Genomic DNA, 3,841 nt, shown 5'->3' on the forward strand with positions numbered 1-3,841 from the left:
GCCTTGTCGCCGGGACGCGGCCCGGTCTTGGCGGGCTGGGCGCGCGGGGCGGCAGGCGCCTCGGTGAGGCTGCGCGTCGCGGAGGCGAGGTCGCGCACCGATTCCTCGGACTTGTCGACCGCCGCGGCATAGGCGGTGATCATTGGCTGCAGCTCGCGCAGCGTCTCCATCAGGCCCCGCACCCGGCGGTCCACCATCCAGGCATAGGCGAGCACCCCCGCCAGCATCGCCAGGATCATCGCGTCAATCAGCAGGGTCACCGGCGCGCTCCTCTTCTTGCTCGCCCAGGTCGTCGGTCACGCGCAGCGCGACGGCGCCGTTCTTGCGCCGCCCCATCGCGGCGCGGAACATCGCCTGACCGTTGCACGATACCGTGGCCTCGTGATCCATGTCGACCCCGAGGTCAATGACGTCGCCCGGCGCCCAGTCGAGCACCGTGCGCAAGCCGATGCGCATTTCGTGCAGCACGGCGGTGATCCGCGCCTCCGAGCCTTCGATCGAGCGGCTCACCGCCTCGCGCCAGCCGCTGTCGCTGGCCAACTCGCCCCCCGGGAAGCTTTGCGACAGCAATGGCCGGACATTTTCCAGCGCGCTGTCGGGGATGACGAAATCGAGCGTGCCGCCGCGCCCCTCGAAGCTGACCTTGAGCGTGATGCGCACCGCCGCCGCATGGGGCGGGGCCAGCACGGCATTGTTCGGCGCGCTTTCCAGGTGGTCGACCCGGAACCGCACGCCGCCCACCGGCTCGAAGGCAGGCTCCAGCTCGCCCAGCACCAGCTCGGCGAGGCGCTGTCCGAAGCGCCGTTCGATCGCGGTGAAGCTGCGCGGCGTCCAGGGCCGGCTGTCCCCGCTTCGCCCGCCCAGCATGACCTCGAGCACCGAGAACAGCAGTTCGGGCGACATCGCCAACCCGATTCGCCCGTCCCAGGGCTCGGCCCGCGCCACCGCCGTCAGCGCCGGCGCGCCGATGCCCTCGAGCGCGGCGCCGCAGGGCAGGTAATCGAAGGAGGTCAGCACCGCCTCGGAGGGCATGGTGGTATAGCTCTTGAAGACGCTCCCGAGCGCGAGGGCGAAGCGGTCGAAGATCGCCTCCAGAAGCGGCAGCCGCTCGTAGCTGAGCGAGGCCATCTGGATGATCTGCTCCTCGATGCTGCCATCGGGCAGACCGCCCTCGGGCTCTCGAAGCGTACGCTGGTTCATGCGGCTCATTGCTGTGACCTATTGGACGATCATGTCTGACACGAGGATTTCATGCGCGATGTCGCTCCCCGCCACCGCGCGGGCGCGGCGCAGCAGCTCGGACTTGAGCTCCGCGAGCCCGAGGCTGCCGCGCAGGTCGCGCTCGTCGAGCGTGCGCAGGTAATCCTGGAAACTGTCGCGCAGGTAGATCCGGCGCTCCTCGAGCCGCTCGGCCTCGGGCTGCGAGGAATCATAGATCAGCGCGAGGTCGAGCTTGAGAAACCGGCTCGTCTGCCGGCCCGAGGCGGTGGTCGCGGTGATGTTGACGATGATCTCCTCGAACGGCATGGCCATGCGGGCCGGATCGGTGGCCAGCGCCGCGCGCAGCACCTCGCCGGGTGCCTCCTCCTCGGGCACGGCCGCCACGTCCTCGGGCGCCCCACCGCCGAGCCCCACGAGCTCCATCATCCGCGACGGCCCCACCGCCGCCACGAGGCCGCCGCCCAGCGACAGCACCGACAGCAGCACGAGCAGGATCAGCCGCAGCCGGCCCGGCCGCGCCTTGCCTTCGGCGCCGATCGCATTGGGGGTCGCATCTGTCATATCGGTTCCCGTAGGGTCATCGGAACATGGACAATATGTGTTCTTTCAGCCCAACAGGCAAGAACTTATCCATGACTATACTTGTTCCATCCCCGGAATTGCGGATAGATTCGACACAAAGACCCGTAGCGGCGAGGCCTTGCGTGCAATCCATCATCGACAATCTTTCGGCCCTGGGCCGCCCGCGGCTCATTGCGCTGGGGGCCACCGGCCTCGGGCTGGTGCTGGCGCTGCTGGTGGGGCTCAACGTCGCGCTCGCGCCGAGCTATGCGCCGCTCTACTCGGACCTCTCGCTCGCCACCGCCGGGCGCGTCGTCACGGCGCTCGAACAGGATGGCTTCGACGTGGAGCTGACGGGCGGCGGGTCGATCGTCTCGGTGCCGCAGGACGACGTGGCGCGCGCCCGGATGGCGCTGGCCGAACAGGGGCTGCCGGGCGAAGGCGGCGCGGGCTGGGAGATCTTCGACCAGTCCTCGGGCCTTGGCATGAACAGCTTCATGCAGCAGGTCAGCCGGCTGCGCGCGCTCGAAGGCGAGCTGGCGCGCTCGATCCAGACCATCGACGGCATCGACGCGGCCCGCGTGCATCTCGTGCTGCCCGAGCGCGAGGCGTTTTCGCGCAGCCGCCCCGAGCCCTCGGCCTCTGTCATCGTGCGCGGCCGCGCCACCTCCTCGATCTCGCGCCGGCAGGGTCTCGCGATCCGTGCGCTCGTCGCCTCCGCGGTGCCCGAGCTCGCGCCCTCGCGCGTTACCGTGCTCTCGGCCTCGGGCGAGACGATCCTGAGCGAGGAGACCGAGGGCGACGCGGGCGTGCAGGCGGCGGGCGCCTCGATGCAGGAGCGGCTGCAGCGCTCGATCACCGAGATGCTGACCGCGCGGGTCGGTGCGGGCAACGCGCGGGTGCAGGTCAATGTCGACCTGTCGACCGAGCGGCAGGTGATCCGCGAGCAGAGCTTCAATCCCGACCAGCAGGTGGTCCGCTCGACCGAGACGCGGCAGGAGGAAAGCCAGGACCGCGCGGGCTCCGAGCCGGAGGTCGGCGTGGGCAACAACCTGCCCGCCGAGCTGGGCGGCGACGTCGGCGGCGAGCAATCCGCCTCGACCTCGACCCGCACCGACGAGATCGTCAATTACGAGATCGGCTCGACCCAGAGCGAAACGGTGCGCGAGCCGGGCTCGGTCGAGCGGATCTCGGTCGCGGTGCTGGTCAACGGCATCTACAACGTCGCCTCGAACGGCGAAACGGTCTACGAGGAGCGCAGCGCCGAGGAGCTCGCGCGGATCGAGGCGCTGGTGCGCTCGGCGGTGGGCTATGACGAGGCGCGCGGCGATCTCGTCTCCGTCGACAGCCTGCGCTTCATGGACTACTCGATGGATGTCGGCGCGCCGATCGGCCTGTCGCTGGGCCAGACCATCGCGCAGAACTTCGGCGCGATCCTGCGCGGCACCTTCGCGCTGGCGCTGGTGGCGGCGGTGCTGGGCTTCGGCCTGCGCCCGATGCTGCGCCGCGTGCTGCCCGAGACGGGCACGGGGCTGGCGCTGGCGGGCGCCGGGGCGGCTGGGGGCGAGGCGCAGGCGCTGGCGCTGGGCCATGAGGCGGCGCAGGGGGCAGCCCCCCAGGGGGCGGCCGCGCTGCCGCAGGCCGGGGATGACGGACTGCCCCGCCTGCCGGGCCAGCAGGCGATCTTCCCGCATGAGAGCCAGCTTGCCACCTATGACGGCGACGAGATGGTCACGCTGGCCTCGATCGACGGGCAGATCGGCAAACGCCGCCTCGTCTCGGTCGGCGAGATGGTCGAGAACGAGCCCGAGGCCTCCTTGAAGGTGGTGCAGGGCTGGCTGGCCGAGGAGGCCTGAGATGTCGCTGTTCGATCGCGATTTCGACCGCGAGCTGGCCGAGGAGCGCCGCGCGGTCGCGCATGTGGCCGCGGCCCGCCACACCGATGAGGCGCTGCTCGCCGCGGTCGCGGAAGCCCGCGAAGAGGCCTTGGCGCAGGGCCGCGCCGAGGGGCGCGCCGAAGCCGAGGCCGAGGCCCGCGCAGCCGAGGCCGAGGCGCTCT

Annotated in this window: 4 protein-coding genes and 1 pseudogene; 2 read left to right on the forward strand and 3 right to left on the reverse strand. The window is 70.8% G+C overall.

Annotated features, from left to right (window positions below; translation table 11 throughout):
- From NHG85_RS03820 to NHG85_RS03830, 3 genes and pseudogenes are all read right to left on the reverse strand, one after another.
- Window positions 1-260 (reverse strand): annotated as a pseudogene (locus NHG85_RS03820) (hypothetical protein); the annotation flags it as partial.
- A complete protein-coding gene (locus NHG85_RS03825) occupies window positions 244-1,200 on the reverse strand; it encodes a flagellar motor switch protein FliM (RefSeq protein WP_253329992.1) in 957 nt (318 codons plus the stop codon). The pseudogene NHG85_RS03820 and the gene NHG85_RS03825, both read right to left, overlap by 17 nt.
- A gap of 18 nt (window positions 1,201-1,218) precedes the next feature.
- Window positions 1,219-1,782 (reverse strand): flagellar basal body-associated FliL family protein, encoded by a 564-nt coding sequence (locus NHG85_RS03830; RefSeq protein ID WP_253329994.1) that lies wholly within the window; start codon window positions 1,780-1,782, stop codon window positions 1,219-1,221.
- A gap of 143 nt (window positions 1,783-1,925) precedes the next feature.
- Here NHG85_RS03830 and fliF point away from each other — a divergent pair, with 143 nt between their 5' ends.
- Both fliF and NHG85_RS03840 read left to right on the forward strand, forming a co-directional pair.
- The gene (gene fliF, locus NHG85_RS03835; protein ID WP_253329996.1) at window positions 1,926-3,638 is read left to right on the forward strand and encodes a flagellar basal-body MS-ring/collar protein FliF; all 1,713 of its coding nucleotides are present in this window, start codon (window positions 1,926-1,928) and stop codon (window positions 3,636-3,638) included.
- Window position 3,639: 1 nt separating this feature from the next.
- Window positions 3,640-3,841, forward strand: a 202-nt coding sequence (locus tag NHG85_RS03840; RefSeq protein ID WP_253329998.1) for a hypothetical protein, incomplete at its 3' end; no start/stop codon positions are given.

Source organism: Limimaricola litoreus (assembly GCF_024159025.1).
GTDB lineage: Bacteria > Pseudomonadota > Alphaproteobacteria > Rhodobacterales > Rhodobacteraceae > Limimaricola > Limimaricola litoreus.

Excerpts from the sequence above, each read along its gene's own strand:
- NHG85_RS03830 (WP_253329994.1), bottom strand. The coding sequence starts at position 1,782 with ATGACAGATGCGACCCCCAATGCGATCGGCGCCGAAGGCAAGGCGCGG.
- NHG85_RS03825 (WP_253329992.1), bottom strand. The coding sequence starts at position 1,200 with ATGAACCAGCGTACGCTTCGAGAGCCCGAGGGCGGTCTGCCCGATGGC.